Genomic DNA, 25,659 nt, shown 5'->3' with positions numbered 1-25,659 from the left:
GAAAATGAATAAAAAAGTAATGGGATTTTTAACGGTAGCAGGTTCGGCAATTGTATTGGCGGCTTGTAGCAGTGGGAGTGCCAATTCGAATGACCAAGTAATTATTTATTCCAATGCGGATGATGAAGCGATTGAAGTCATGCAAAATACACTAAATGATAAAGGCTTTAAAGGGGAGTATATTATTCAATCTGTCGGCACATCAGAGCTTGGTGGAAAGCTTTTAGCTGAAGGGAAAAAGATTGAGGCGGATGTTGTAACGATGGCATCTTATTATATCGATAGCGCGGATGCACAGCATGATATGTTTATTGATTTAACGTCCTCAAAAGCATTGATTGATGAAACGTCGAATATCCAATTGCCGATTTTAGGGAATGTCGGTTCGATTTTTGTTAATACAGAAATGCTTGTACAAAAAGGGTTAGACACACCAACATCTTTAAAAGATTTAACGGATCCGCAATATAAAGATTTAATTTCGATTCCAAACATTATGGATTCTTCTACCGGATGGCTACTTGTACAAGCGGTTATTGCTGAATACGGAGAAAAAGAAGGGCAACAAATTTTAGCTGATTTAATTGGAAATGTGGGGCCGCATTTAGAAAGCTCAGGGTCTGGTCCAATTAAAAAAGTGAAAACGGGTGAAGTACCAATTGGGTTTGGCTTACGTGCACAAGCGCTTGATGCAAAAGAGGAAGGCTTACCTATTGATTATATTGATCCAATCGAAGGCAATTACTCGTTAGCGGAATCGGTTGCGGTAATTGATAAGGAAGATGATGAAAAAGAAAAGAAAGCCCAAGAAATTGCTATAACAATTGCCAATGAAGCACGTGAACAATTACTTGTGCAATATCCAGTAGCTTTATATGAAGGTGAAAATGTAGCCAATGAGCCTGCTTACTTAAAGAAATGGACATCGACATTAACAGTCGAGTTATTACAACAACATCAAGCGATCTTTAACGCTGCGAAACAATAGGGGGATCATTATGAATCGATACAAATTATTAACACCAGGACCGTTAACAACAACAAATACTGTACGTAATGTGATGAATGAAGACCGCTGCACATGGGATGACGAATATAAAGAAATTACACAAACCATTCGTAAACAATTACTGCAAATTGCAGGTGTAACTGAAGAAAAATATACAGCTGTATTAATGCAAGGTAGTGGAAGCTTTGTTGTAGAAGCCGTACTAACAACAGCAGTTCGCTCAAGAGATAAAGTGTTATTCATTACAAATGGTGCTTACGGTGAGCGCATGGTGCAAATGGCAAATGCAATTGGCATCCAGCATACTCAGTACGAAACATCGTATGGAGAAGCGGTGAATGCATCTGATATTGAATCTCTATTACAACAAGATCCAGCAATTACGCACGTAGCGATGGTGCATTGTGAAACGACAACGGGCATTTTAAACCCGATTGAAGAAGTGATTGCCGTTGCAAAACAACATAATAAACAAGTGATTATTGATGCAATGAGTAGTTTCGGTGGTGTCCCAATTAATGTTGCAGCATTACAAATTGATTATTTAGTTAGTAGTGCGAATAAGTGCATTCAAGGTGTACCTGGTTTCGGCTTTGTCATTGCAAATATTGACCGTCTATCAGCATGCAAAGGGATAGCTCGAAGTGTATCACTCGATTTATACGATCAGTGGCAAGCGATGAAAGTAGATGGCAAATGGCGTTTTACATCACCGACACATGTGGTAGCTGCATTTGCACAGGCTTTAGTTGAATTAGAAGAAGAAGGTGGAGTAGCAGCTCGCTTTACTCGTTATGCTTCAAGTAACGCTTATTTACGCAAAGAAATGCAGGCGATAGGCTTTAAGTCGTATATTGATGAAGCACATCAGTCACCTATTATTACATCTTACTTTTATCCGCATGAAAACTTTGATTTTGTAGCCTTTTATGAAGCGATTAAGCAAAAAGGATTCGTTTTATATCCTGGGAAATTAACGGATGCCAATACATTCCGTATTGGTAATATTGGGGATATTCATCTGTCAGATATGGAGCAATTAGTAGGAGCAATTAAAGAATATATGGGGGTGCAAGTATAATGACAACAAAAATCGAAGGTGTTATTTTTGACTGGGCTGGAACAACGGTAGATTTCGGATGCTTTGCGCCTGTAAATGTATTTTTAGAAATTTTTAAGAATGCTGATGTTGAGGTAACGTTAGAAGAAGCGCGCGAGCCAATGGGCATGTTAAAAATTGACCATATCCGTGCGATGCTACAAATGCCTCGTATCAATGCGAAATGGCAAGATGTATATGGAAATCCATTTAACGAAGAAGATGTGAATCGATTATATGCACAATTTGAAGAGCAGTTAATGATTTCACTTGCTAAATATACAACACCAATCCAAGGAGTTTTAGAAACGGTAGAATGGTTGCGCGCGAATAATATTAAAATTGGTTCAACTACAGGATATACAAAAGAGATGATGATGGTTGTTGTGCCAGAAGCGAAGAAAAAAGGCTATTCACCAGATTATCTTGTTACACCAACTGATTTAGATAATATCGGACGTCCATATCCGTATATGATTTTTGAAAATATGCGTCAACTGCAATTAAGCCATGTAAAACATATTGTCAAAGTAGGAGATACAGCTTCCGACATGAAAGAGGCGCTACATGCTGGTGTGTGGGCAGTAGGTGTTCTTGTTGGGAGCTCAGAAATGGGTGTGAGTGAAGAGGAATATCAACAGCTAACAACAGAGCAGAAACAACAGCTAATTGAAAAAACACGTTTGAAGTTTGAATCATACGGTGCACATTATACAATTGAAACAATGCAACAATTACCACAAATTATTGGGGAAATTGAAGCAAGCTTAGAACAAACGATTTCATATAGCAAATAAAAACAGTATTAGGCTACTTGATTTCCATGTTAGATGGGAGTGAAGTGGTCTAATTTTTTTCGATTGTTTCCCTATTTCAAAAGGAAAAAGGTACTTCCAGTTCAGCTTTGAACAGGAAGTACCTCATTAGATGGAATGAAGAAGTTTTATTGCGCACATTAAATGTGTAAGCGAAAATTTCCTATTTCTTATGGGGAGTTTTAAAAGCCAATTTTTTAAGATCTGCTAACTCTTGAGCAAACTCCTCTCGCACTTTATTTGGGGCAATTTTCTGGTTTTTCGGTGTTTGGGGTAAGGAACCTTTGTTGCTGCTTTGACCTTGTTTATTGTCTCTTCCCATGAAATATCTCTCCTTTCAATTTGAATCCTTCTTAATATGGCTTGGAATTCTTTTTTTAATCATGGAAATTAAACCTTTCCTTTTGGAGGATTTTTGCCCTTACCGTTGTTATATTTATATTAAATAAAATTAAAAATGTACATCACCGATTAAAGGGTTCGGTTGCTTTAGTATTTCGTTGGTCCATAAATGGGTTTGTTCACAGGATTCATTTTAAACTCAATCGATTTATCTTGATACATTTTATCACGGTATTCATAAGTAATAATGACATCCCCTATGACCGAACCTTGTGTCATTAGAGCAGCTGATTCGACTATAAGTTGATTATTAATCACTCTATAATGAATGATGCTTTCAAAAGATATATCATCGGATAAATATGACGATTCTATAAATGAGGTATCGTATTTAAACACTTCACCGTTCAACACAAGTTCAGCATTTTCAGGGGTTATTTTCGTTTTTATGTTTTTATTAATAATTGCCATAGGATTATCGATAAGAACTTCAGTTAATCCATATTCCTCTCGATAGTCAAAAACATGTACTTCTTCAACATGTAGTTCAGTTCCAGTCCAAAGAGTTAAAATTACGATTAATTCCTTATTCCCATCACCATTTAGATCCTCATAAAAAAGTTGCGGTTTGTACGTAGGATTGGTATCGTTTATCCAAAATGATTCGGTAAAAATCCACCCCTTAAAATCAATTTTAAAATCACGATATAAGTCATCATCTTTCTTAGCGTATAGTACGATATTCTCTTTAGGTACTTCTGCAATCAAGTCGTATCCTTTATCTTTACCCTTTGCACTAATAATACTGATTGGGCCAACAAATGAAGCAAACATGAACAAAACAATCACATATTTTTTCATCAAAATCACCTCATTTTAATGTTCCCCAGAATGATTTCTTATATCACTAAAAAAGACTGAATGATTTATTCTTCAGTCCTCTTTTTTGTCAATATTGTATTTTTCTTTAAGAAATTTATCAAATTCCATTTCCCTTTTTCGCCTTTTACTTTCCATTTCTTTTACGGAATGTTCGATTTTTTGTTCCAAAGTCCGATTATTTCTCCTTTCAAGTTTTCGATTCATGTAATAACGATACTTTGCCCAATTCATCTTATCCCCCATTATCTTCCTCCCCGTATTTTCTTCTAATTCTTCCCTTGCATCCTCCAACATACCGTCACTACCATATTTATCGAAAACTTCAGCTGCCTTTCTCCAGCTTGTTTCTTCAATTCCATTACTTCTATAGTTCGGATTATTCATAACAGATAAGTGATTTTTCCTTTTCAACCATAATCACTCTCCCTTTACTAATTATATGCCGTTTAAAATCCTTCAGGACCATCCCTATAACGTTTTTATTTATCCCTATAAAGGTATCGTTTTACACACTTCGATTAACTCCATTTGTTGTACGGTGTTCTGTATGTACCATAATAGGAATATACAAAAAGGCATCTATCCTAAAGATAAACGTGACTTTGCTTCGTTTTCTTTCTTCCTTTTATGCGGATTTACAACGTTAAGAGAAAAAGTTACCAAACGACGCTTTGGGGGCTTTTTTTCCTTCAACTAACGGAGCAGGTTAGTTGTAGAAGAACGACTTTTTGTGAAGAGGTAAAATTTTATTGACATTAGAAAGTTTACTTATTTTGTTGTTAATCTTTTACCATCAGTAACGTAATAAAAGAAGATTAATTAAATTATTTTAATTTTATTTGTGTTAGAAAACTTTTTAGGTTAGCTCTCCGTCAAACTTAAAGAGTGCACTTATTATGAATTTTCACCTTAAGGAGAAGTTGTAAAAGATGGATAAAACAGATTTAGGGACAAACATCGCAGATTTTGTGATGCAGAATAAAGAAAAGTACTACAGACTGGCTTACCAATATGTACAAAATAGGGAAGATGCACTTGATGTGGTGCATGATGCGATTAATAAAGCGTTCTCTAATAAGAATTCATTAAAAAATCCTGAGTATATCAGAACATGGTTCTATCGAATTGTGGTGAATACGGCTCTTGACCTGCTTCGGAAACAGAAAAAACTTATGGTTATAGATGACGAGGTACTAGCTAACTTAGATACAGGAATGGTGGATAATTATGAAAATGTTGATTTAAATACAGCAATCAATGCGTTACCCGAGCAGTACCGTAGCGTGATTATACTTCGATACATCGAAGACTTCAAACTAGGTGAAATTGCTGAGATCTTAAATGAAAATATCAATACAGTTAAAACAAGGTTGTACAAAGCGTTACAAATATTACGCATCGATATGATTGAGGAGAATTATTAATAATGGATGATAAATTAAAACAAATGAAAAAAGAAAATGATAATATTCCTATTCCAGAAGAATTAGATTTTGTTGTTAGGCATGCAATAAAACAAGGAATGAAGAACAATAAAAATCATAAAAAATTGCCTAAAAAAATTACTGGAGGAGTAGCGGCAGCAGCACTATTTTTTGTATTAGGTGTGAACACGAGTGATTCATTTGCGGCTTCGGTAAAAGACGTACCTGTCATTGGTAGTCTAGCAAAAATTGTTTCCTTCCAAGAATTTAAAGAAGATAAAGAAACATATAAAGCAGATATCGAAGTACCAGCTTTACAAGGATTGGAGAACACTGAATTCGAAGCAAGCTTAAATAAAAAATATATGGTTGAAGCCCAAGCACAATATGAAGCCTTCAAGGAAAATATGAAATATGTTGAGAGCATAGGCGGAGGACATATTGGAGTCAAAGGGGGTTATGAAGTGAAGACCGACAACGATCAAATCCTTTCTATCGAGCGTTATGAAGTCAGCACATCAAATGGTTACTCCGCAAGAGAATTCGATACGATAGATAAAAAGAACGAACTTTTAATTACATTACCAAGTCTTTTCAAAGATGATAACTACATTTATAACATCAGCAGCAATATCAGTGAGCAAATGATCGCAAATTATAAGAAAGATAGCAGTAATTACTACTGGGTAGCGGGAATTGTTGAAAAGCCTGAAGAGGTATCTTTTGTAAATATCGATAGAAATCAAAGTTTCTACATCAATAACGAGGGTAAGTTGGTCATTTGCTTTGACAAATACGAAGTAGCACCAGGGGCAATGGGCGCTTTGGAGTTCATAATTCCTACTGAGGTCATTAAAGATGATCTTGAAAGCAATACGTATATCAAATAGTCCGAGAGCAGAGCCTTATTCAACTAACGGGGCTTTAATGAAACAAGGATTTATAAAGTATACAAAATAAACCTAATAAACGATCCCAAATGGAAGTTTGGGGACACATGGAAAAGCCACAAACGCTGATTTGACAATGTTTTTAACTTTTTAAGTGGAACATTGTTTATACAGCTTTTTATACAGTTTTCTACAAATCCATGAATACCAACAATTTGATCGTGATTTTGGGCATGTTGCAGCTGGAGTCTTGTGCATAAAATCATGCATACTTTTAGCATGGTAAGCATTTTAAAAAAACTTATTGGGGGTGGTGCGTGAAATGTTGGCGGTACCCCAAAATGGAGTTATTTTCATGCTACAATAGGCACGCAACATCTTATACGGATGATATTGTAAAAAAAGAAAAGACGCTATCCAGTTTTATTTTGCTGGATAGCGTCTTTATTTTTAGACAAATAAAAAACGCTTGTAAAACAGCATTGATTTGGATGAATTTTTATTTTCTTAAATATATCAGAAAGTATAACAATTTGCTCCTCTGTAGTCATGAAGAATCAATCAGTTAAAACGGTGATGAACAGTAGGCGGAAAAATGCTTTGGCTGAAACAATCAACTCGGACCGTGCACCAAAGACGCGCTAGCGCTTTGTTCTAATTAAAGTTACTTAAATATCGAAATTTTAATGTAACATTATTGCTAATGAAACGTGTTCAATAGAGAGAGAGAAAGGAGAAAGTATGTAACGTAAAGATCATTTGGATGCCCTTTATCGCCAATACATGAAGGCGTTATATTATTATTTGTACAAAATGTCTGGAAATGCTAAATAAACGAACTAGTTATCACGAAAGATTCCTTGGATTTAGTTATTTAGAGGAACGCTATCAATACTTGCAAGAAAATGGGTTTCAAGTATATGGGGTAGTTGTAACAGGTCCAACAAAAGAGTTGTTAAAATTGCGTTCAGAAACAGGGATACATGAAGTGGAGCTTGGTGATGTCGAGCTTTGGAATTGGGAATAATATAAAAATGCCGAAACGTTGCTAAATGAACGTTTCGGCATTTTTTATTCAGTATGTGTTGAGATCATTCGTCGTTTTCTCGCGGCAAAATAAGAAGGTAAAACCATCCCAATTAACACAAGAACAATTCCTCCGACTTGAATCCCTGTTAATGTTTCTTTTAAAACGAGAACAGATACGATAATCGCAACGGGTAATTCCATCGCGCTAAGTATCGGAACAAGTCCGCCACCAACTTTTGGGGCAGCGATTGAGAATAATAAAATCGGTAAAATAATGCCGAAAAATCCGAGCATTAAACCAAATTTCCATAAGCCTGCTGTGATTTGCCCATTCCACATAATTTCAGGTGAAAGGAAGATCGAAATGACAGTAAGTGCAACGATGGATAAAATAAATGTTCGTCCAATCATTGTCACCCCTTCTACTGGGCGTGCATTGATTTGTAAAAAGGTAGCAAAGCTAAAGGCAGATGCTAAACCAAGTGCCCATCCTTGCCAAGGAATTTGTGATAAATCGACATCGATAATTCCTGCTGCGAAAATCGTCCCTGTTAGTAAAAAGCCTAATGAAATGAGCTCAATGCGACTCAGGAAACGCTTTTTAATGACGCAATCCATTAAAAGACCAATCCAAGTAAATTGGAAGAGCATAACGACTGCGAGTGAAGCGGGTAAATAATTTAAAGATTCCCCGTAAACAATTCCGGTAAGGGCAGTGAAGAAGCCTGCACATATAAGTAAGACTACGCCAGATTTTGTAAGTTTCGGTAATGTTCGCTGTGTCGCGATAAATAATATGAGGGCAAGTAAAAAACCAAAAACATATTGGCTTGTAATGGCCTCAGAAGAAGTGTATCCATGTTGCATTGCTACTTTTACGATCGTCGATAAAATACCGTAACTACTAGAGGCAATGACAATCATTAGAGGGTAAATCCAAGTTGCTTTCATCTAATTCCGTCCTATTCTAATGAAGCGATTTCACCATATGATGAAACGGTTCGTCTATAATTGTCCAAGGTTCTGTGACATTAAAGCCCATACGTTCATATAAACGACGCGCATCTGCTTTTTCGAGCTCTACATTTAATGCTAATTTTTGATAACCTAGCATGCGCCCATGTTCTTCCGCGAACTGAAGAAGCTTTGTCCCAATTCCAAGACCGCGAGCTTCTTTTGACACGCAAATCGTATCAATATAATATTCATCGTCATGAGCTTCCCCATCAATCGTAAGGTGGAACCCTTTTTGCGCAAGTTGTGCTTCGAGCTGCTGATCAAGTATTGTGCCTTGTATTCCATCATATAAAACAACAATCCCTTTTACGGCATCGTTAGCGACTGCAACAAATGTATTCAAAAAGGAATGCCGGTTTGAAGTTTCTTTTACAAGCTGTTCTAAGGCAGCAATAATTTTTGGTGATTCTTGTTCACCCGTTAAGTTGTTGGCAATATCACCAATCGCATCATAAATTAAAGGAGCAACTGCTTTTGCATCCGTAATTTCAGCCTGTCTAATAAAAATGGTCATTTAAAATCCTCTCCTTGATTTAATAAATTATAACAGAAATCCGAGCTGCAAGGGAAAATGGAATAGTTCTGAATAGTATAAAGCTTTATCGAAATCATAGTTTTATGTTAAATTAAAAGGAATACAATGTCGGAGGTAGGACAACCCATGAATCAGTCAAACAAAGATTTCATTTTAGTTTATGGAGATGCTTTTGTTGATTATATAGCAAATGACCAAACGAATACGTCGTTTACAAAATATCTAGGCGGTGCAACGATTAATGTCGCGGCAGGCATTAGCCGAATTGGTGCGCCATCTGCACTAATTACCATTTCAGGGGATGATGAAACATCTCAATTTTGTCGCGAGGAAATTTTAAAAGAAGGCGTAAATTTAGATTATGCCATTTACGATCCAAGTAAACGTGTAAGTGGCGTTTATGTGCATTTAAATGAAAATGGTGAGCGTGAATTCAAAGATTATGTAGATGAAACACCAGCGCTTCAAGTAGCACAGGAGCAATTACAAGAGGCCGCTTTTAAACGCGCTTCTATTTTTAATGTGTGCTCAGGAACAATGTTCGAGCCGACTGCACTTGCTACGACGCGTGCCGCAGTTGACATGGCGAAGGACAAGGGTGCCATTTTAGCGATTGATGCGAATATCCGTCCATTACGTTGGGATTCAGAGCAGCAATGCCGCGAAACAATCGCTTCCTTTTTTGAAGATGCGGATATTTTAAAGCTTACGGATGAGGAATTATTTTTCTTAACAGAAACAGACACAATCGAGGATGGCTTAGCGAAATTAGACGAGTTATTAGTACCGATTGTGCTTATAACAGTTGGGGCAGACGGTGCTTATGCTGTGTTAAATGGGGAAGTAATGCATGTAACAGTAGATCCAGTCGTGGCAGTAGATACAACAGGTGCTGGAGATGCCTTTATGGCAGGCGTTTTACGTTACGTTCATTTTAACGGTCTGCCAACGGTTGCAGAAGATTTAATTAAGTGTGTGTCTTTCGGAAATAAGCTCGGTGCAATGGCAGCAACTAAAGCAGGTGCTTTAACGGCACTCCCAAGCTATGAAGATATTAAGCATCTAATAGAAGTATAATGGAGGAATCGCAATGAATCGTCATTATAATGAACTAGTAGCAGGTCGAATTTTCATTGGCAGTGCGGATGATACGGAACAAGCGGTGTCATCTGAGCAAATTGATACGGTATTTGATGTGCGTGTCAATGGACGTGAAGGGGAACAAGCATACAACTATATTCACGCACCGATTACAGAAGAGGCAACAGCTGAAACGATCAAAGCAGGTGCGGTAAAATTAGCACAAGCGTATGAAGCGGGCGAGAAAATTTATATTCATTGCGGTAGTGGCACGGGTCGCGCGGGGGTTATGGCTGTGGCGACACTGTTAGAAATTGGAGCCACATCGGATTTGGATGAAGCAATTTCACAGGTAAAAGGTGCACGCCCAGCAGTTAAAGTACGAGAAAATATGCAGGTAGCGTTAGAAACGCTTTATAAAAAATAAGACTATGACGAAATCGCCAATTGTGCGCGGTTTCGTTTTTTTGTTCAAAAAGAAAGTATAATGCAACCATTGGTTGACAAAAGTGCAAAAAATTAACGTACATTCGCTATTTTTTTCCATTAAATTTCTTTATAGTAAGTAATAAGAGGAGGCATGCGCATGGAGAATTTTCAATTTGCACAACTATTTACGGAGCGACGAAAGGAATTACAGGTGACGCAAGAACAAATTGCGCACTATGTCGGTGTTTCTCGTGCGGCGGTATCGAAGTGGGAGAAGGGGCTAAGTTATCCTGATATTACACTTTTGCCGAAGCTCGCGACGTATTTTAATGTATCGATAGATCTTCTATTAGGTTATGAACCGCAAATGACGAAGGAACGAATTATGTCGATCTATTCGACGTTAGCTAAAAGGTTCGGGAATGAGCCGTTCGAACAAGTGGATGAACAAATCGACGAAATGATAGCAGAATACTATTCATGCTTTCCATTCTTATTGAAAATCGCGCAGTTGTATATGAATTATTATCTGAAAGCTGCCAATCCAGATGAAATATTAGAAAAATGTTTTACGTTATGTGAGCGTATCAAAACGCAAAGCCATCATCGTCAGCTATCATACGAAGCGACCGTTTTAGAAGCATTTATTTCCATTATGCAGGGGAAACCAAAGCAAGTTCTTGAACTATTAGGAGAGGAAGCAGCCGTGCAATATGGGACTGAGCATTTGATTGCAACGGCGCATACGATGCTCGGTAATCAAGAAAAGGCGAAGGAAGTTTTACAAGTAAGCATATACCAGCAAACGGTTGCGTTAATCTCAAATGCAACGGAAACATTATTGCTTGAAGTTGATCATACCGCTCATTTTGACGAAACGATAAAACGCATTCAGCTATTGCTTGAAACTTTCCAAATTACGAATTTAAATCCTAACGTAGCGCTTGTTTTTTATATTAAAGCAGCAAGTGGTTATATGATGCGAAATCAAACGGAGCAGGCACTTCAAATGATTGAGCAGTACACACAAATTTGTAGCGCATTAAAGTTTCCATTGGAGCTGAGTGGTGATGGTTATTTTTATAAGCTTGGTCAATGGATTGATCAGCAGGAGCGGGTCGACAAACAAGCGCCAAGAGATAATTTATCGATTAAAAAGGATCTTGTAGCAAGCGTTGCAAATAATCCAATATTTAGCGCACTACAAGATAATACGCAATTTAAAATGATGATGACGAATTTACAACATCATTTACAACTAGAGGGGGAGTTATAGTGGAAGAGTTAGCGAATATAAACTGGGCGCTTATTGCCCCATTAATTATTTTGCATTTTATTTTAGCGCTCGTTGTGATTGTGGATATAAGTCGTAACGGCGCAACAAATGGACCGAAATGGCTATGGATTATCGTAGCATTATTTGTATCAACAATTGGACCGATTTTATACTTTATTTTCGGACGTAAAAGCCAATGACATGTATACAAGTAGCGCAATTAACAAAACAATTCGGTGAACAAAAAGTTGTCGATCACGTGTCGTTTACATTGGAAGAACATACAGCTACTGCGCTCATTGGTCCAAATGGTGCGGGGAAAACAACGACATTATCGATGCTAACAGGCTTATTACAACCAACAAATGGCCAAATTATTATGCCAGGTGTTAAAGATATTCGAAGTGCAATCGGTTTTTTACCGCAGTATCCACAATATTTTTCATGGTTAACAGCATTCGAATATTTGGAGATGACCGCGAATTTAAGTGGTATGGAAAAACGCAAAGTCAAAAAAGAAGCACAAAAAATATTAGAATTCGTTGGTCTTGGTGTAGCGATGCATAAAAAAGTATCAACGTTTTCAGGTGGGATGAAGCAGCGTTTAGGTATCGCACAAGCTATTATTCATCAACCGAAATTATTATTGCTAGATGAGCCAGTATCAGCGCTGGACCCTGTTGGACGTAGAGAAATTATGAACTTGCTGAAAGAAATCCAACAGCAAACAACTATTTTGTATTCAACACATATTTTAAATGATGCAGAGGAAATGACCGATCAAGTGCTCTTTTTACGAAAAGGTCAACTTGTCGAGCAAGGGTCTCTTCATCAAGTGCGTACAAAGTTTGATGAGCCGCGCTATAAAATTCAATTTGCATCAAGTGAAGAAGCGAGGCAATTTGCGAGTCAATCAGAGCTTGTAGCAAAAGCTGAACAAAATATCGTTTATGTGGATATTCGAGAAGAAAAGCCATCGATGCAACAGCTACTTCAGCTTTTAGCGAGCGCACCTTATCATGTTGTGAAAGTGGAACGAGAAACAGCAAGTTTGGAAGAAATCTTCATGAAGGTGGCGGGATCTGATGGGACAATTTAACACATTGCTACTAAAAGAATGGCGTGAAAGCTGGCGTAGTTTTAAATTTATTTGGATTCCGATTGTCTTTATATTGCTTGGTATTACGGATCCAATCCTCAATTATTTCATGGAGGATATTTTAAATGCAGTTGGTAATATGCCAGAAGGATTTGCGACGATGATGCCGGAACTCCATGCAATCGATTTACTTGCCGCTTCAACGGGGCAGTTTCAATCTATTGGATTAATTGTATTAATTGCATCTTATACTGGTACGTTTAGTAAGGAACGTCAAAATGGCAAAGCCACACTTTTATATGTACGTCCGATTTCTTTTACTGCGATGTTTTTAAGCAAATGGATTGTGGCGAGCAGTGTGGCGATTGTTAGTGCAATAGCTGGCTATGCGGGAAGTATGTATTATACGGTGCTATTATATGGAAAAGTAGACCCTGCTCGCTTTATGGCGATGCTTGGTACGTATTGCATATGGCTGCTTTTTGTCATGGCTGTTACAGTGGCGATGAGTGCCGCATTTAAAACACCGATTGCGACGACGATAACGATTGTTTTAATCTTAATTGGCTCAGTTGTAGATTCCATAATTGGAGGTTTTTGGACGGTTACTCCATATAAACTGTCGACATATGGATTGCGTCTTGTCGATGAATCCGTCACGATGTCAATATTTTGGAGTACGTTTATACTGACGCTTTCATTGATATTTGTCTTTGTTATTGTAGGAATTTACTTTAGTAAAAAAAGAGCGAGCACGGTGAAGGTTTAGCGTTTATATAAAACCGAGGCCGCGAAGCCAATTATAAAATAGTTGTAATATTTCATTTATATGGTATTGTAAAGTCATAATTTAATAAACTATTAAATAAGTGCTTATATTTTGAGATTAATAGGGAAATTAGTGAAAATCTAATGCAGCCCCCGCTACTGTAATAACTGATGAAATCACGAATATCACTGTCTGAGGATGGGAAGATGTGAGAGTAAAGTGAAGTTTAAGCCAGGAAACCTGCTTATTTAATTCGATTACTTACTTTTCGGTGGGAGAAGTGTAGATGAGAACTCAAATATGGCAGGTCGTAGTAGATTCTATTTTTTTAAAATGCGATTTTTTGTATAAATTTTCAGATACCCAAACTTCTTTTGTAAAAGAAGTTTGGGTATCTTTTTTTTACTTGCTTCAGCAAAAGTCCTCTACTTATTAGAGTATGACGATGAATGACAACTATGTACTTAAATCAGGTGTGGTTTAAACCCAAGCTGAAAAAGGTAAAAGCCCCGGCGGATGTCACAGATTTTTTATGAGGAGTTTTTCGAGCAAGCTCGAAAAAAATCTGGACGCAATTACGCCGAGGCGAAATTGATTAGGAGGGAATGTCTTGAGTAAAGGAAAGATTTTTGTAGTTGGGTTTGGTCCTGGAGATCGAGAACATATTACAAAAAGAGCCGTAGATGCATTACAGCAAAGTAATCATATTATGGGTTATAAAACTTATGTAGATTTAATTCGCCATTTAGTAACAGCGCAAACAATTGTTAGTACGGGTATGACCGAAGAAGTATCACGAGCGCAAGATGCTGTTAAACAGGCAGAGGCAGGAAATATCGTTGCGGTCATTTCAAGTGGTGATGCGGGCGTATATGGCATGGCAGGTTTAGTGTATGAGGTTTTAATTGAAAAAGGTTGGACTGAAGCAACAGGTATTGAGGTAGAAGTTGTGCCAGGAATTTCAGCGATTAACTCTTGTGCGAGCTTACTTGGTGCGCCGGTTATGCATGACTCTTGTACGATTAGTTTAAGTGACCACTTAACACCGTGGACAGTCATTGAAAAGCGTATTGAAGCGGCAGCAATGGCGGACTTTGTCATCGCATTTTACAATCCGAAATCAGGACGAAGAACACGTCAAATCGCAGAAGCACAGCGTATTTTGCTGAAGTATCGTTCACCTGATACACCTGTAGGATTAGTGAAAAGTGCATACCGAGAAAGTCAGAACATCGTTTTAACAAATTTAGCGGAAATGTTAGATCACGATATTGGTATGTTAACGACCGTTGTAGTTGGGAATTCATCTACATTCTTTTACGATAATAAAATTATTACACCACGTGGCTATCAAAGAAAATATACGCTTGGTGATGAAAAACAAGTTTGGAAACCGCATCAACGTTTGAAAAAAGAAGCAGAACCGTGGGCGCTTGATCAAGAAACAGGAGAAGCGCAATCCGGCTATGAAAAAATTGAGGCAATTAAAGCAGGACCAAACCCTAAAATAGAGCCTTTGAAAGAAGTGAGCGTAACTACTGTAGAACCAGTGCCAGTAGTGCCAACAAAACTTCAAAAACTTCCGGAGAAAAAGTCAGCACTTGAGATGGCTAGAATGGCATTAGCTTGTATATCAAACGAACCTGTGAAAACAGATTTTTTAGTACAGCAAGCAATCGAATCGATTTTTGAATTTGCCGTTTCGCCAGGTGTCGCAAATAAAATAATTACACCACAGCAAATGAAGGTACTTGCGGATGTGGTAGGGGAAAATGGAACGTTAGAATATACACCAGATCATCGTTTTCATGTAAAAATTCCTACTGAAGCGCCAGAAAAAATTGTTGAAATATTGCGTGAAACAGGATTGTACGTATTGCCTATGGGGGATGTTTTAAATATAAAGGCATGTGATTTTTGTTATGGAGAGAAAGCAGAATCGATTCCATATGCTGAGGAAATTATGGATACGCTTGGCGGTTTGAAGCTACCAAAGGAACTTCATGTTGGCTTTAATGGTTGTGGAATGGCTTGCTATCGCGCGGTTTTTGATGATATTGGCATTGTATATCGTAAAAAGAAATTTGATCTATTTATTGGAGCCAAGCCAGTTGGTCGAACAGCACATGCAGCCCAACCCGTTGCAGAAGGATTAGAGCCAGATGAACTGATCCCATTATTAACGAAAATTGTTGAAGAATATAAAGAACATGCACATCCAAATGAGCGCTTCTTTAAATACTTTAAGCGCGTGAAGAAAATTGCTCATTTCACATATCAAGACATGAGCTGCAAAATTAAAGTAGAAGAAGCACCATGTGGCGATTAGGAGGAGTGGCATGATTTTATTTTTAGCAGGGACGAGCGATGCACGTGAACTTGCCATTGAGCTACAAAAAAAAGGGCATTCATTATTAGCAACAGTCGTGACAGATTCCGCAGCAAATAGCTTGGAAGAGGCGGGTATTGCCCATCATGTAGGGCGTCTTTCAACCGAGGAAATGGCTACGATTATTAATGAAAAGGGTGTCACTACGGTCATTGATGCAAGCCATCCTTATGCAGAAGAAGCATCAAAAACTGCAATGGCCGCAGCAGAGCAATGTAAGTTAACTTATATTCGTTACGAACGCCCGCAACAACAGTATGTGAATCCGTTAATAGCTGAAGTAGAAACATATGAAGAGGCGGCACTTATTGCACGTGAGCATAAAGGAACCGTGATGTTGACGACAGGTAGTAAAACACTTGCGACATTTACGAAGTACTTGCTAAATGACTCCATCCGTTTAGTTTGTCGCATGCTACCAAACAAAGAAAATATGGAGAAGTGCGATTTATTAGGCGTGAAGCAACGCGACATTATCGCGATTCAAGGTCCATTTTCAAAAGAGTTAAATACAGCGCTGTATCTTCAATATGAGACAACGCTTGTTATTACAAAGGAAAGTGGAAAAGTCGGTTCTGTTGATGAAAAGATGGATGCCGCATTGGAATTAAATATTCCTGTAATTTTAATTAAACGACCAAAAATCACTTATATCAATCAATGTTCAACATTTGAGGAAGTTATTCAGAAACTAGGGGGAATTTAAAATGGCAAATATGAACTTTAATATGGATTTCGTACCTTTAACGGTAGATCCAGATAAAATTTACGATTACAGCTTTGCAATTATTAAAGAAGAGATGGGCGAGCACAATTTTACAGATGAACAGTGGCTAGTAGTAAGACGTGTCATTCACGCATCAGCAGACTTTGAATTAGGGCGCAGCATGATTTTTACAGAGGGTGCGATCGAGGCAGGGATTCAATCGATTTTAGCAGGTCGTCATGTAGTTGCAGATGTACAAATGATTGAAAGTGGCTCTGGGCGTAAACGATTCCAAAAACATGGTGGAGATTTACACTGTTACATCGCCGATGAGGATGTTTCAAAAGAAGCGAAATCAATTGGAACGACGCGCGCGATTATTTCCATGCAAAAAGCAACGAAATTACAAGAAGGTGGTATTTATGCCATTGGTAACGCACCGACTGCACTTCTAGAGTTAATTCGTTTAATTAAAGAAGGATTAGCGAAACCGGATTTAATTATCGGTATGCCAGTAGGTTTTGTATCGGCAGCGGAATCAAAAGCAGAGTTAGCGATATTAGAAGGTATTCCATTTATTACAAATGTAGGACGTAAAGGTGGCAGTACAGTGACTGTAGCAGCACTAAACGCTATCTCAATTATGGCTGATGAACGAGCAAACGAAGCGAAATAAAAAAGACCCGTCACAAATGCGGTATGGTTACACAACAGGTTCGTGTGCTACAGCAATGACCAAAGCAGCCTTACAAGCAGTTGTGACTGGTCAAGTTCCTAATGAGGTCACGATTTTTTTACCGGTGGGGCAATTTGCGACATTTAAAGTAGAGACAAGTGAAATTCAAGGCGATGCCATCATGTGTGAAACGATTAAAGATGCTGGGGATGATCCAGATGCAACACATAAAGCGCGTATACAAAGTACTGTGCGTTTAACGGACGTCCCAGGGATCCATTTAGATGGTGGTATAGGTGTCGGGCGTGTAACAAAAGCTGGTTTACCAGTACCAGTAGGGCTGGCGGCGATCAATCCTGTACCACGTAAAATGATTACAGGTGTCGTTCAAGAAGCAATTGACACATACGCGCTTGAACGGGGTGTTGAAGTAATTATTTCAGTACCAGACGGAGAAGAAATTGCTAAAAAAACATTGAATGGACGCTTAGGTATACTTGGTGGTATTTCAATATTAGGTACACGTGGTACGGTCGTTCCGTTTTCCAACTCAGCGTATATGGCGAGTATTGTTCAGGCACTGAATGTTGCGAAAGAAGCAGGGTGCGACCATGTTGTTATAACGACAGGCGGACGTAGTGAAAAATACGCGATGAAACAATATCCTGATTTACCAGAGGAATCCTTCATTGAGATGGGGGATTTCGTTGGGTTTACATTGAAGCATATTGCACGTAAGAAGTTCTCGAAAGTATCGCTCGTTGGTATGATGGGGAAATTTTCGAAAGTGGCACAAGGCGTTATGATGGTCCATTCAAAAAGTGCGCCTATTAGTTTCGAGTTTCTAGCAAATATTGCACAAAACAGTGGTGTTGAAGAACCGCTATTAAATGAGATTTTAACAGCAAATACAGCTTCTCAAGTAGGCGAAATTTTACAAGGGAATGAAGCTTTTTTTGAAGCCTTATGTAAAAATTGCTGCTACTATGCATTGGCACATATGAATACACAAATTAGTGTATCAACAAGTCTGTATGCCATGAACGGAGATTGTTTAGGAAAGGCTGAGAATATTGAAAAATTGCATGAAGATGATTGGTATAGGGGATAACGGCGTAAATGGTTTATTGCCACAATATATTGACTGGATTAATAACTGTGATGTTTTAGTGGGAGGGGAGCGCCATTTAGCGTTTTTCCCACACTTCAATAAAGAAAAGAAAATCATTAAAGGTGGTTTGTCAAAGCTTGTTGATGAATTACAGCAGGAAACGCGCAATGTTGTTATTTTAGTGTCGGGTGATCCATTATTTTTTGGACTAGGTGGTGTGTTAGCAAAAAAACTACCATTAGAAATTTACCCGTATACGAGCTCTGTGCAGCTAGCCTTTTCAAAAATGCAGGAAAGCTGGCAAGATGCCTATATCGTTAGCTTACATGGACGTTCGATAAAAGGTTTTACTCAAAAAATCGATGGACGAAAAAAGGTTGCGATTTTAACGGATGCCAACAATACGCCGCAAGCAATTGCAACGTATTTGAAACATTACGGTATGACGGAATACGAAGCGTTTGTCGCTGAAAATTTAGAGGGGGAAAATGAGTGCTGTCGTTTTATGACGTTAGATGAGATGGAACAGGCTGATTTTTCTCCTTTAAATGTTGTGGTTTTAAAACAAAGCGGGTTGGTTAAGCGTAGTGCAATTGGTATTGCTGATGAAGCATTCCATCAACGGAAGCCAGAAAAAGGCTTGATTACGAAAAAGGAGATTCGCGTACTTTGTTTGCAAGAGCTACAGCTGCAAGAAGATAGCATTATGTGGGATATCGGTACATGTACAGGTTCGGTTGCGATAGAAGCTGCAAAAATTGCCCGTGAAGGCGCGGTATTTGCCATTGAAAAAAATGAGGGCGACTTAGAAAACTGTTTACTCAATCAAGCGAAGCATCGAACAGATTTCACAGCAATTCTTGGTAAAGCACCAGAACGCTTGGATGAATTTCCAAATCCAAATGCGATTTTTATCGGTGGTAATGGCGGTAATATGGAGCATTTATTAGAAACTTGTATTACGCGTTTATTACCAGATGGTCGATTAGTAATGAACATCGCCACGATTGAAAATTTAGCAGATGCGATGAAGTATTTGAAAAACTTAGGGTGCACTGTAACGGTTTTACAAGCTCAAATTTCGAGGAGTAAACCGATTTTAAATTTAACTCGTTTTGAACCATTAAACCCAATATTTATTGTGACGGCACAGAAAGGAACGGACAAATGACATTAGGTATTTTATATGGATTAGGCGTTGGCCCTGGAGATCCAGAATTAATTACAGTAAAAGCTTTCCGAAAATTACAGGAGTGTCCTGTTATTGCCTACCCGAAAAAATTAAAAGGGAGCAAATCGTATGCACATCGTATTGTCGAAGAATACATTAATCCAGCAGAAAAAAATATGCTTGGTCTTGTATTTCCAATGACAAAAGACGAAGAAACATTAAACACTGAGTGGGCAAAGTCAGTAGAGGCGATCTATACATATTTAGAACAAGGGCAGGATGTTGCATTCGTTACAGAGGGTGACCCGATGTTGTTCAGTACATTTATTCATTTAATGAAGCTGATGAAGGAAAAATATCCAGCTGTTCAAATGGAAACAGTAGCAGGTATTTCATCATTCAACGGCTCAGCAAATCGTCTAGGTATCCCACTTGCAGATGGTAACGACCGTGTGGCAATGATTCCAGCAACAGAGGACATGGATGAAATGCGTAGCGTATTAGAAACACATGATGCAGTCGTGTTTATTAAAGTGGCGAAAGTCTTAGAGGATATGCTCGATCTATTAGAGGATATGAATTTACTATATGGCACGCACGTCGTTACAAAAGTAACATCTGATGAAGAAATTATTTGGGATGTAGAAGAGTTACGTGGTGCAGAGCTCAATTATTTATCTTGTATGGTGGTGCGAAAATAATGAAAAAAATATGGATTATTGGTGCAGGTCCTGGTGACCCAGATTTAATTACGGTAAAAGGATTGAAATTGTTACAAACAGCAGATGTCGTTATGTATACAGATTCATTAGTAAGTGAAAAGTTAGTAGCTGAGGCGCATCCAGATGCTGAGGTTATTCGTACGGCGGGCATGCATTTAGAAGAAATGGTGAACTGCATTGTTGAACGCGTTAATGCTGGTAAAGAAGTAGTTCGTTTACATACGGGAGATCCAGCGATGTACGGTGCAACGATGGAACAAGTGGCATTATTAAAACAACAAGGTATTGGCTATGAAGTTGTGCCAGGTGTCAGTTCAGTATTTGCAGCAGCAGCAGCGGTTGGCGCGGAGCTAACGGTACCAGACTTAACACAAACATTAATTTTAACACGTGCAGAAGGACGAACACCTGTACCTGAACGTGAAAAATTACAAGCACTTGCAAGTCATCATAGTACAATTGCGATGTTTTTAAGTGCAACGTTAACGAAAAAAATAATGAAAGAATTTCAAGCTGCGGGTTGGGCGGATGATACACCAATTGCGGTTGTACAACGTGCTTCTTGGCCGGACCAAAAAATTGTTCGTACAACATTATCTCAACTGGATGAAGCTATGCGTACAAACGGCATTCGCAAACATGCGATGATTTTAGCTGGTTGGGCACTTGATCCTAATATTCATGAAAAAGATTATCGTTCGAAATTATACGATAAAACATTTACACATGGTTTCCGTAAAGGTGTGAAGGAAGATGATTAGTTTACAAGAAGGCGTCATCCCGATAGTGGATAAACGCAAGCCATATGCCCTTGTATCCATTACAAAACATGGCGTGGAAAATGCGCGTAGCTATGCTGAAAAATTCCCTTATGTAGACGTTTATTATATGAAAAAGTTTGAGCGTGGGGACGAATCGATGCGTCATATTCAATTGTTTGATGGGACGGTTCGTTTATTATTACCAGCACTCTTTCAACAGTATAAAGCGGTTATTTGTATTATTTCACTTGGTGCGGTCGTACGAATGATCGCCCCCCTTCTCGTAGATAAAAAGCAAGATCCAGCTGTGCTAACGGTGGATGATAAAGGAGAGTATGTCGTGAGCGTACTTTCTGGACATATCGGCGGCGCAAATGCATTAACGCATGAATTTGCTAAAGCAATTGGTGCGCAACCTGTTATTACAACTGCTTCAGACGTTCAAAAAACAATTCCTGTTGATTTATTTGGTGCAAAATTTGGTTGGATTTGGGATGCAGAAGATAAGCTCACTCCAGTAAGTGCTTCCGTTGTCAATGAAGAGCATGTGGCAATCGTGCAGGAAACAGGGGAAAAAAACTGGTGGATGCACGATACACCGATGCCCGAAACGTTAAAGTTATATCCTTCAACGGAAGAAGCGCTCGCAGTAAATCCACATGCGACATTACTCATTACCGATCGCCTTATTGAATCACATGAAGAAGCGCTACTACAAAACGGTGTCATTTACCGACCTAAGTCACTTGTATTAGGGATGGGCTGTAATAGAGGTACATCAGCAGAGGAAATTGAGGCACTCATTGAGGAAACGTTAGTCGAGCTAAAGCTAAGTAAAAAAAGCGTGAAAGCTATTGCAACAATCGACCTTAAAAAGGATGAAGAAGGCTTTTTACAAGTGGCAGCTAAAAACAATTGGGCGTTTATTACGTATACGCCGGAACAATTAAATGAAATGCCCTTAAAAAATCCATCTGAAAAAGTGTTTAAGTATACAGGTGCTTACGGTGTATGTGAGCCTGCAGCGCTGCGGTATGCGAAGGCGAACGAGTGGTTGCTAGAGAAAAAGAAAGGTAGCAATGCAACAATTTCAGTTGCGCGTATTTCTTTTGATGAGGAGGATATACAATGAATCGATTTGTTCTAGCGGGTACAGGTAGTGGCGTGGGTAAAACAACATTCACAATCGGTATTATGCGTGCGCTCATGAAAAGAGGGCTATCTGTGCAAGGGTTTAAATGCGGACCAGATTATATTGACCCGACTTATCATACAGCGGTAACAAAAAGACCTTCTCGAAATATCGATAGTTTTATGATGGCACATGATGTTGTTCGCGATATTGTTGCCCGCGCTAGCTGTGATACGGATGTCAGTATTATTGAAGGCGTTATGGGCTTTTATGATGGAAAATCGCCACTATCTAATGAAGGCTCAGCGGCGCATATTAGCGAGTTAACAGATAGCCCAGTTATTTTAATTGTGAACGCTGCAAGTATGGCACGTAGTGTAGCAGCGATTGTAAAAGGATTTCAAATGCTCGATGAAAACGCCAATATTGTTGGAGTCATCGTCAATCAACTAGGCAGCAAAAATCATTATGATATCGTCAAAACTGCGATTGAAGCGGAGTGTCATATACCGGTAATTGGCTATTTACTAAAAGGGGCAGTTCCAACGATGCCAAGTCGTCATTTAGGGCTTGTACCCGCCATTGAACGTGGTGATTTAGATGACTATTTCGAAGAGTTAGCGAATGCGATAGAAGCAACAGTTGATCTTGATTTATTGCTTAAAATAACGAAGGCTCCAGTCATTACGGTGGAAACTACTATTTTTGAACAGCAGCCGAATCGACAGCTTGTACATATTGCCGTAGCAAAAGATGCGGCTTTTAATTTTTATTACGAGGAAAATTTAGCACTTTTACGAGCGTATGGTGCTGAGTTACATTTCTTTTCACCACTAAATAATGAGCGAGTGCCATCGCAAGCACAAGGTGTATATATTGGTGGGGGTTTCCCAGAGGAATTTGCAGAAAAGCTAAGTGAAAACACAACTTCAAAAAAATCGATTCGTGCAGCAATTAATCAAGGATTGCCGACTTTAGCGGAATGTGGTGGCTACATGTATTTAACAGAAAGCATTACAAATCGTGCAGGTGAAACGTATGAAATGCTCGGTGTTATTGAAGGGCACGTTAAAATGCAAGAGAAGTTAGCTGCACTAGGTTACCGTGAAATTACAGGTGTTAAAGGCAACTTCTTAATTCATGAAGATGAGCAAGCAAAAGGGCATGAGTTCCATTATTCGACGTATGAAGGTGAGCATGAAACACCTGCATATTTTAGTAAAGGGCGTTTTAGAGCACAGCAAGAAGGCTATTTAAGCGGGAATTTAGTTGCAGGTTATACACACTTCCATTTTGCATCAAACCCAAAGCTTGTACAAAATTGGTTGGATAAATGTTTGGAGGTCAATGGATGAGTTATTTTCCTTTATTGTTAAATATTGAATATAAAACAGTTGTTGTCGTCGGTGGTGGGCATGTTGCGCGTCAAAAAGTAGAAGCATTATTTCCTGCAAAAGCGAACATTATTGTAGTGAGTCCTACGATGACGGAAGAACTTTTAGCTTATGTCGAGCGCAAAGAGATTACATGGAAGCAAAAAGAGTTTGAACCAGCAGATTTGGATGATGCGGCTTTAGTTTTTGCAGTGACGAATAATCAAGAAGTGAATGATGCAGTTGAAGAAGCGACGCAGCACTGGCAATTACTTAGTCGTGCTGATGCAAAAGGACGTGTGGATTTTATTAATCCAGCAGTCGTACGACGTGGTGATTTTATCGTAACCGTATCGACTTCTGGTGCAAGTCCACGTTTAACGCGTCAAGTTAAGGCGCAATTAGCTGATCAATACGGTGATTTTTACGAACAGTACGTCGCATTTTTAGGACAAGCTCGTCAGCGCATTTTAACAACTTTTGATGGCGATGAAAAAGCACAATTATTAACACAATTATTAGAGCCACAGTTATTAGAATGGGTAAAGGAAGGCCGCCTAGATAAATGTGAGGAGTGGCTACAACAACGATTAGGAGATTCACAATGAGCGCAAAAGTATTTATTGTTGGAGCTGGACCAGGAGACCCAAAACTATTAACAATTCGAGGCCTAGAATGTATACAGCAGGCCGATGTCATTTTATATGACCGTTTAGTAAATCCTGTATTACTTGAACATGCAAAAGAAACAGTAGAATTAATTTATTGCGGTAAAGAACCAGGAAAGCACGGCTTAATCCAAGATGAGATTCATCGTGTATTAGTTGAAAAAGCATTGGCAGGGCATACGGTTTTACGTCTAAAAGGTGGAGATCCATTTGTCTTTGGGCGCGGTGCAGAGGAAGCAGCTGTATTACGCGAGGCAAATATTGATTATGAAGTTGTACCTGGTATTACAGCAGGTATCGCAGCACCGGCCTATGCAGGAATTCCCGTAACGCACCGCGACTATGCGACAAGTTTTGCTATTGTAACAGGTCATGGACGAGCAGAAAAAGGGAATGATTTTTTAAATTGGGGCGCACTTAGCCATATTGATACGGTCGCTTTTTATATGAGCGTTGGCAATATTGAACATATTACAGCACGTTTAATCGAACATGGGAAACGAAGCGAAACACCAGTTGCAGTGATTGAATGGGGCACTACAGATAAACAAAGAACAATTATCGGCACTTTAGCAACCATTTCCAAACAAATTGAGCAGGAAGTGATTCAAAATCCGGCGATGATTTTAGTTGGGGATGTTGTCAATGTGCGTGAAGATATAAAGTGGTTCATTGAAAAGGAGCATCAAACATGTTAAATGCACTAAAAAAACGTCGAGCAATTCGTCAATTTGAAGCACGCGAAGTTGAAAGAGAAAAAATTGAGCAACTATTGGAAGCTGCTACATATGCACCGAATGACCGCATGCGTGAGCCGTGGCATTTTTATGTTATGCAAGGCGCTAGTTTAAAAGGTTATGAGCAAGTCGCACTTAATTTTCTAGAAAAACGTTTCCCAACAAAGCCTCATTTAGTTGAAAGTTCGATGGAAGCCATTACAAAAACGCCATTAATTATAGCGGTTACTTCAGCCATTGTAGAAGGGGATGAAGGGGCCACGAAAGATAATATATTTGCGGTAAGTAGTGCAATTATGTCGATGTGGCTAATGGCAGAACAATTAGGGCTAGGTATGGTTTGGCGTACGAGAGGTGTTGGTCTAGTACATGATACTGCGCTTCATGCTTATATCGGTGCAAGTGAGCAAGAACAGCTAGTAGGTACATTGTGTATCGGTTATCCAGCTGAATCGATAACGTCAGAGAAAAAGCGTACAGCATTTGCTGAAAAAACAACTTGGTTATAAAAGGATAAG

Annotated in this window: 29 protein-coding genes and 1 riboswitch; of the genes, 24 read left to right on the top strand and 5 right to left on the bottom strand. The window is 38.7% G+C overall.

Annotated elements, in window-relative coordinates; translation table 11 throughout:
- Window positions 1-4 precede the first annotated feature (4 nt).
- Genes ACQKIH_RS08255 through phnX form a run of 3 tightly spaced genes read left to right on the top strand, consistent with a single transcriptional unit; the run spans window position 5 to window position 2,905 of the window.
- Window positions 5-988, top strand: a complete 984-nt coding sequence (locus ACQKIH_RS08255; RefSeq protein ID WP_427764934.1) for an extracellular solute-binding protein — start codon at window positions 5-7, stop codon at window positions 986-988.
- 10 nt (window positions 989-998) lie between these two features.
- Window positions 999-2,090 carry a 2-aminoethylphosphonate--pyruvate transaminase gene (gene phnW / locus ACQKIH_RS08250; RefSeq protein ID WP_427764931.1) on the top strand — a complete coding sequence of 364 codons (1,092 nt, stop codon included), beginning with the start codon at window positions 999-1,001 and terminating at the stop codon, window positions 2,088-2,090.
- Window positions 2,090-2,905 carry a phosphonoacetaldehyde hydrolase gene (gene phnX, locus ACQKIH_RS08245; RefSeq protein WP_427764928.1) on the top strand — a complete coding sequence of 272 codons (816 nt, stop codon included), beginning with the start codon at window positions 2,090-2,092 and terminating at the stop codon, window positions 2,903-2,905. The genes phnW and phnX overlap by 1 nt, the downstream gene beginning before the upstream one ends.
- A gap of 181 nt (window positions 2,906-3,086) precedes the next feature.
- Here the strand turns inward: phnX and ACQKIH_RS08240 are convergent, their stop codons facing one another.
- The 3 genes from ACQKIH_RS08240 to ACQKIH_RS08230 form a co-directional block, all read right to left on the bottom strand.
- A complete protein-coding gene (locus ACQKIH_RS08240) occupies window positions 3,087-3,245 on the bottom strand; it encodes a YfhD family protein (protein ID WP_152982954.1) in 159 nt (52 codons plus the stop codon).
- A 167-nt stretch (window positions 3,246-3,412) separates the two neighbouring features.
- Entirely contained in the window at window positions 3,413-4,126 is a 714-nt protein-coding gene (locus tag ACQKIH_RS08235) for a hypothetical protein (RefSeq protein WP_427764924.1), read from the bottom strand.
- Window positions 4,127-4,198: 72 nt separating this feature from the next.
- Window positions 4,199-4,558, bottom strand: coding sequence for a hypothetical protein (locus ACQKIH_RS08230; RefSeq protein WP_427764921.1), 360 nt, complete (start codon window positions 4,556-4,558; stop codon window positions 4,199-4,201).
- Window positions 4,559-5,076: 518 nt separating this feature from the next.
- Between ACQKIH_RS08230 and sigV the strand changes: the two genes are divergently transcribed.
- The 3 genes from sigV to ACQKIH_RS08215 all read left to right on the top strand — a co-directional run bounded on the left by sigV (window position 5,077) and on the right by ACQKIH_RS08215 (window position 7,488).
- Window positions 5,077-5,571 (top strand): RNA polymerase sigma factor SigV, encoded by a 495-nt coding sequence (gene sigV, locus ACQKIH_RS08225; RefSeq protein WP_057985354.1) that lies wholly within the window; start codon window positions 5,077-5,079, stop codon window positions 5,569-5,571.
- A 2-nt stretch (window positions 5,572-5,573) separates the two neighbouring features.
- Window positions 5,574-6,461, top strand: coding sequence for an anti-sigma-V factor RsiV (gene rsiV, locus ACQKIH_RS08220; protein WP_427764918.1), 888 nt, complete (start codon window positions 5,574-5,576; stop codon window positions 6,459-6,461).
- Between the two features lie 823 nt (window positions 6,462-7,284).
- Entirely contained in the window at window positions 7,285-7,488 is a 204-nt protein-coding gene (locus tag ACQKIH_RS08215) for an anti sigma factor C-terminal domain-containing protein (protein ID WP_083493662.1), read from the top strand.
- A 44-nt stretch (window positions 7,489-7,532) separates the two neighbouring features.
- On the opposite strand, the gene ACQKIH_RS08210 is transcribed toward ACQKIH_RS08215, so the two are convergent.
- Window positions 7,533-8,441, bottom strand: a complete 909-nt coding sequence (locus ACQKIH_RS08210) for an EamA family transporter (protein ID WP_427764916.1) — start codon at window positions 8,439-8,441, stop codon at window positions 7,533-7,535.
- A 16-nt stretch (window positions 8,442-8,457) separates the two neighbouring features.
- Window positions 8,458-9,021, bottom strand: a complete 564-nt coding sequence (locus ACQKIH_RS08205) for a GNAT family N-acetyltransferase (RefSeq protein ID WP_057985365.1) — start codon at window positions 9,019-9,021, stop codon at window positions 8,458-8,460.
- A 147-nt stretch (window positions 9,022-9,168) separates the two neighbouring features.
- Between ACQKIH_RS08205 and ACQKIH_RS08200 the strand changes: the two genes are divergently transcribed.
- The 18 genes from ACQKIH_RS08200 (at window position 9,169) to ACQKIH_RS08115 (ending at window position 25,650) form a co-directional block, all read left to right on the top strand.
- Window positions 9,169-10,119 (top strand): carbohydrate kinase family protein, encoded by a 951-nt coding sequence (locus tag ACQKIH_RS08200; RefSeq protein ID WP_427764912.1) that lies wholly within the window; start codon window positions 9,169-9,171, stop codon window positions 10,117-10,119.
- 13 nt (window positions 10,120-10,132) lie between these two features.
- Window positions 10,133-10,549: a protein-tyrosine phosphatase family protein gene (locus ACQKIH_RS08195; protein WP_057985369.1), complete on the top strand. Its 417-nt coding sequence runs from the start codon at window positions 10,133-10,135 to the stop codon at window positions 10,547-10,549.
- A gap of 159 nt (window positions 10,550-10,708) precedes the next feature.
- The gene (locus ACQKIH_RS08190) at window positions 10,709-11,827 is read left to right on the top strand and encodes a helix-turn-helix domain-containing protein (RefSeq protein ID WP_427764909.1); all 1,119 of its coding nucleotides are present in this window, start codon (window positions 10,709-10,711) and stop codon (window positions 11,825-11,827) included.
- Window positions 11,827-12,027 (top strand): PLDc N-terminal domain-containing protein, encoded by a 201-nt coding sequence (locus ACQKIH_RS08185; RefSeq protein WP_427764907.1) that lies wholly within the window; start codon window positions 11,827-11,829, stop codon window positions 12,025-12,027. Before ACQKIH_RS08190 ends, ACQKIH_RS08185 begins: the two co-directional genes overlap by 1 nt.
- The gene (locus ACQKIH_RS08180; protein WP_427764904.1) at window positions 12,024-12,926 is read left to right on the top strand and encodes an ABC transporter ATP-binding protein; all 903 of its coding nucleotides are present in this window, start codon (window positions 12,024-12,026) and stop codon (window positions 12,924-12,926) included. The genes ACQKIH_RS08185 and ACQKIH_RS08180 overlap by 4 nt, the downstream gene beginning before the upstream one ends.
- Window positions 12,913-13,695, top strand: a complete 783-nt coding sequence (locus ACQKIH_RS08175) for an ABC transporter permease (protein ID WP_427764901.1) — start codon at window positions 12,913-12,915, stop codon at window positions 13,693-13,695. Before ACQKIH_RS08180 ends, ACQKIH_RS08175 begins: the two co-directional genes overlap by 14 nt.
- An 81-nt stretch (window positions 13,696-13,776) precedes the next feature.
- Window positions 13,777-13,957: riboswitch (cobalamin riboswitch) on the top strand.
- A gap of 348 nt (window positions 13,958-14,305) precedes the next feature.
- Window positions 14,306-16,024: a precorrin-3B C(17)-methyltransferase gene (cobJ, locus tag ACQKIH_RS08170; RefSeq protein ID WP_427764898.1), complete on the top strand. Its 1,719-nt coding sequence runs from the start codon at window positions 14,306-14,308 to the stop codon at window positions 16,022-16,024.
- A gap of 10 nt (window positions 16,025-16,034) precedes the next feature.
- The gene (cobK, locus tag ACQKIH_RS08165; RefSeq protein WP_427764895.1) at window positions 16,035-16,790 is read left to right on the top strand and encodes a precorrin-6A reductase; all 756 of its coding nucleotides are present in this window, start codon (window positions 16,035-16,037) and stop codon (window positions 16,788-16,790) included.
- A 1-nt stretch (window position 16,791) separates the two neighbouring features.
- On the top strand, window positions 16,792-17,466 hold the full coding sequence (locus tag ACQKIH_RS08160) for a precorrin-8X methylmutase (protein WP_057985381.1): 675 nt from the start codon (window positions 16,792-16,794) through the stop codon (window positions 17,464-17,466).
- On the top strand, window positions 17,441-18,577 hold the full coding sequence (locus tag ACQKIH_RS08155) for a cobalt-precorrin-5B (C(1))-methyltransferase (RefSeq protein ID WP_427764892.1): 1,137 nt from the start codon (window positions 17,441-17,443) through the stop codon (window positions 18,575-18,577). The genes ACQKIH_RS08160 and ACQKIH_RS08155 overlap by 26 nt, the downstream gene beginning before the upstream one ends.
- Window positions 18,552-19,748 carry a bifunctional cobalt-precorrin-7 (C(5))-methyltransferase/cobalt-precorrin-6B (C(15))-methyltransferase gene (locus tag ACQKIH_RS08150; RefSeq protein ID WP_057985558.1) on the top strand — a complete coding sequence of 399 codons (1,197 nt, stop codon included), beginning with the start codon at window positions 18,552-18,554 and terminating at the stop codon, window positions 19,746-19,748. The genes ACQKIH_RS08155 and ACQKIH_RS08150 overlap by 26 nt, the downstream gene beginning before the upstream one ends.
- Window positions 19,745-20,449 (top strand): precorrin-2 C(20)-methyltransferase, encoded by a 705-nt coding sequence (gene cobI / locus ACQKIH_RS08145; protein WP_057985386.1) that lies wholly within the window; start codon window positions 19,745-19,747, stop codon window positions 20,447-20,449. Before ACQKIH_RS08150 ends, cobI begins: the two co-directional genes overlap by 4 nt.
- Entirely contained in the window at window positions 20,449-21,231 is a 783-nt protein-coding gene (cobM, locus tag ACQKIH_RS08140; RefSeq protein WP_057985388.1) for a precorrin-4 C(11)-methyltransferase, read from the top strand. Before cobI ends, cobM begins: the two co-directional genes overlap by 1 nt.
- Window positions 21,224-22,363 (top strand): cobalt-precorrin 5A hydrolase, encoded by a 1,140-nt coding sequence (locus ACQKIH_RS08135; RefSeq protein ID WP_057985390.1) that lies wholly within the window; start codon window positions 21,224-21,226, stop codon window positions 22,361-22,363. Before cobM ends, ACQKIH_RS08135 begins: the two co-directional genes overlap by 8 nt.
- Window positions 22,360-23,718, top strand: a complete 1,359-nt coding sequence (locus tag ACQKIH_RS08130) for a cobyrinic acid a,c-diamide synthase CobB (protein ID WP_427764889.1) — start codon at window positions 22,360-22,362, stop codon at window positions 23,716-23,718. Before ACQKIH_RS08135 ends, ACQKIH_RS08130 begins: the two co-directional genes overlap by 4 nt.
- Window positions 23,715-24,344 carry a precorrin-2 dehydrogenase/sirohydrochlorin ferrochelatase family protein gene (locus ACQKIH_RS08125; RefSeq protein ID WP_427764886.1) on the top strand — a complete coding sequence of 210 codons (630 nt, stop codon included), beginning with the start codon at window positions 23,715-23,717 and terminating at the stop codon, window positions 24,342-24,344. Before ACQKIH_RS08130 ends, ACQKIH_RS08125 begins: the two co-directional genes overlap by 4 nt.
- The gene (gene cobA, locus ACQKIH_RS08120) at window positions 24,341-25,102 is read left to right on the top strand and encodes a uroporphyrinogen-III C-methyltransferase (protein WP_057985396.1); all 762 of its coding nucleotides are present in this window, start codon (window positions 24,341-24,343) and stop codon (window positions 25,100-25,102) included. Before ACQKIH_RS08125 ends, cobA begins: the two co-directional genes overlap by 4 nt.
- Window positions 25,096-25,650, top strand: coding sequence for a nitroreductase family protein (locus ACQKIH_RS08115; RefSeq protein ID WP_057985398.1), 555 nt, complete (start codon window positions 25,096-25,098; stop codon window positions 25,648-25,650). The genes cobA and ACQKIH_RS08115 overlap by 7 nt, the downstream gene beginning before the upstream one ends.
- Window positions 25,651-25,659: the final 9 nt, after the last annotated feature.

Origin of the sequence: Solibacillus cecembensis (assembly GCF_050272495.1) — a bacterium.
In the GTDB taxonomy this organism is placed as follows: domain Bacteria; phylum Bacillota; class Bacilli; order Bacillales_A; family Planococcaceae; genus Solibacillus; species Solibacillus cecembensis.
Note: the sequence above shows the minus strand (reverse complement) of the source record. Positions and strands in the feature narration are given on the sequence as shown.

What these genes read in the sequence shown, in the direction of transcription:
- ACQKIH_RS08255 (WP_427764934.1), top strand. Translation starts at nt 5, where the DNA reads ATGAATAAAAAAGTAATGGGATTTTTAACGGTAGCAGGTTCGGCAATT.
- phnW (WP_427764931.1), top strand. Translation starts at nt 999, where the DNA reads ATGAATCGATACAAATTATTAACACCAGGACCGTTAACAACAACAAAT.
- phnX (WP_427764928.1), top strand. Translation starts at nt 2,090, where the DNA reads ATGACAACAAAAATCGAAGGTGTTATTTTTGACTGGGCTGGAACAACG.
- ACQKIH_RS08240 (WP_152982954.1), bottom strand. Translation starts at nt 3,245, where the DNA reads ATGGGAAGAGACAATAAACAAGGTCAAAGCAGCAACAAAGGTTCCTTA.
- ACQKIH_RS08235 (WP_427764924.1), bottom strand. Translation starts at nt 4,126, where the DNA reads ATGAAAAAATATGTGATTGTTTTGTTCATGTTTGCTTCATTTGTTGGC.
- sigV (WP_057985354.1), top strand. Translation starts at nt 5,077, where the DNA reads ATGGATAAAACAGATTTAGGGACAAACATCGCAGATTTTGTGATGCAG.
- rsiV (WP_427764918.1), top strand. Translation starts at nt 5,574, where the DNA reads ATGGATGATAAATTAAAACAAATGAAAAAAGAAAATGATAATATTCCT.
- ACQKIH_RS08215 (WP_083493662.1), top strand. Translation starts at nt 7,285, where the DNA reads ATGCTAAATAAACGAACTAGTTATCACGAAAGATTCCTTGGATTTAGT.
- ACQKIH_RS08210 (WP_427764916.1), bottom strand. Translation starts at nt 8,441, where the DNA reads ATGAAAGCAACTTGGATTTACCCTCTAATGATTGTCATTGCCTCTAGT.
- ACQKIH_RS08205 (WP_057985365.1), bottom strand. Translation starts at nt 9,021, where the DNA reads ATGACCATTTTTATTAGACAGGCTGAAATTACGGATGCAAAAGCAGTT.
- ACQKIH_RS08200 (WP_427764912.1), top strand. Translation starts at nt 9,169, where the DNA reads ATGAATCAGTCAAACAAAGATTTCATTTTAGTTTATGGAGATGCTTTT.
- ACQKIH_RS08195 (WP_057985369.1), top strand. Translation starts at nt 10,133, where the DNA reads ATGAATCGTCATTATAATGAACTAGTAGCAGGTCGAATTTTCATTGGC.
- ACQKIH_RS08190 (WP_427764909.1), top strand. Translation starts at nt 10,709, where the DNA reads ATGGAGAATTTTCAATTTGCACAACTATTTACGGAGCGACGAAAGGAA.
- ACQKIH_RS08180 (WP_427764904.1), top strand. Translation starts at nt 12,024, where the DNA reads ATGACATGTATACAAGTAGCGCAATTAACAAAACAATTCGGTGAACAA.
- ACQKIH_RS08175 (WP_427764901.1), top strand. Translation starts at nt 12,913, where the DNA reads ATGGGACAATTTAACACATTGCTACTAAAAGAATGGCGTGAAAGCTGG.
- cobK (WP_427764895.1), top strand. Translation starts at nt 16,035, where the DNA reads ATGATTTTATTTTTAGCAGGGACGAGCGATGCACGTGAACTTGCCATT.
- ACQKIH_RS08160 (WP_057985381.1), top strand. Translation starts at nt 16,792, where the DNA reads ATGGCAAATATGAACTTTAATATGGATTTCGTACCTTTAACGGTAGAT.
- ACQKIH_RS08155 (WP_427764892.1), top strand. Translation starts at nt 17,441, where the DNA reads ATGAACGAGCAAACGAAGCGAAATAAAAAAGACCCGTCACAAATGCGG.
- ACQKIH_RS08150 (WP_057985558.1), top strand. Translation starts at nt 18,552, where the DNA reads ATGAAGATGATTGGTATAGGGGATAACGGCGTAAATGGTTTATTGCCA.
- cobI (WP_057985386.1), top strand. Translation starts at nt 19,745, where the DNA reads ATGACATTAGGTATTTTATATGGATTAGGCGTTGGCCCTGGAGATCCA.
- cobM (WP_057985388.1), top strand. Translation starts at nt 20,449, where the DNA reads ATGAAAAAAATATGGATTATTGGTGCAGGTCCTGGTGACCCAGATTTA.
- ACQKIH_RS08135 (WP_057985390.1), top strand. Translation starts at nt 21,224, where the DNA reads ATGATTAGTTTACAAGAAGGCGTCATCCCGATAGTGGATAAACGCAAG.
- ACQKIH_RS08130 (WP_427764889.1), top strand. Translation starts at nt 22,360, where the DNA reads ATGAATCGATTTGTTCTAGCGGGTACAGGTAGTGGCGTGGGTAAAACA.
- ACQKIH_RS08125 (WP_427764886.1), top strand. Translation starts at nt 23,715, where the DNA reads ATGAGTTATTTTCCTTTATTGTTAAATATTGAATATAAAACAGTTGTT.
- cobA (WP_057985396.1), top strand. Translation starts at nt 24,341, where the DNA reads ATGAGCGCAAAAGTATTTATTGTTGGAGCTGGACCAGGAGACCCAAAA.
- ACQKIH_RS08115 (WP_057985398.1), top strand. Translation starts at nt 25,096, where the DNA reads ATGTTAAATGCACTAAAAAAACGTCGAGCAATTCGTCAATTTGAAGCA.